This window comes from Nonomuraea sp. 3N208, from assembly GCF_052245935.1.
Classification (GTDB): Bacteria; Actinomycetota; Actinomycetes; order Streptosporangiales; family Streptosporangiaceae; genus Nonomuraea.
The window spans coordinates 1-858 of the sequence record NZ_JBQQBR010000179.1 but is presented as its reverse complement, the minus strand read 5'-3'; the positions used below and the strand labels follow the sequence as shown (position 1 = coordinate 858).

At 68.2% G+C, this 858-nt stretch carries 1 protein-coding gene; it reads right to left on the bottom strand.

The annotated features are described in order from the left end of the window. Positions 1-814 (bottom strand): acyltransferase domain-containing protein (locus ACTWPT_RS60115; RefSeq protein ID WP_443186499.1); only part of this gene is annotated, 814 nt, incomplete at its 3' end. Positions 815-858 lie beyond the last annotated feature (44 nt).

The following is an 858-nucleotide window of genomic DNA, read 5'->3' as shown; positions in this document are numbered from 1 at the left end:
ACGTGCACGCATCAGCCAAAGAGAACACCCCGGCCACATGCGCCGCGGCGATCTCCCCGATCGAATGCCCCACCAGCACATCAGCCCGCACCCCGAACGACTCCAGCAACCGGAACAACGCCACCTCAAAAGCGAACAACGCCGGCTGCGTCATCCCCGTCTGAGCCAGCACCCCATCCGGATCGGTGAACATCACCTCCCGCAACGACGGATCCAAATGCTCACAAACGTCCCGCAACGCCCGCTCGAACACCGGGAAGGCCTCGGCAAGCTGCCGGCCCATACCCACCCGCTGACTGCCCTGACCAGCAAACAACAACGCCAGCCGACCACCCGAACCACTACCAACAGCCAGCCCAGGAGCCTCCGCACCCTCCGCCAGCGCCCGCAGACCCGCCACCAACTCCTCATGATCGCCACCGACCACGACCGCCCGCTGCTCCAACACGCCACGCCCGGCCGCCAACGACCAGGCGGCGTCAACGATCGACGTCTCCTCCGAGACCCACGACGCCAGCCGCAACGCCTGCGCCCGCAACGCCCCAGGAGTCTTAGCCGAGATCAGCCACGGCACCACCGGAAGCGCCCGTCCGGACTCCTCCTCCTGCGCCGGAGCCTCCTCCAGCACCACATGCGCATTCGTCCCGCTGATCCCGAACGACGAGACCGCAGCCCGGCGCGCATGCCCGTTCACCGGCCACGACTGCGACTCGGCCAGCAGCTCCACCGCCCCCGCCGACCAATCCACGTGCGGCGACGGCTCACCCACGTGCAACGTCTGCGGCAGCATCCCGTGCCGCATCGCCATCACCATCTTGATCACACCGGCCACCCCGGCAGCCGCCTGGGTGTGACCGA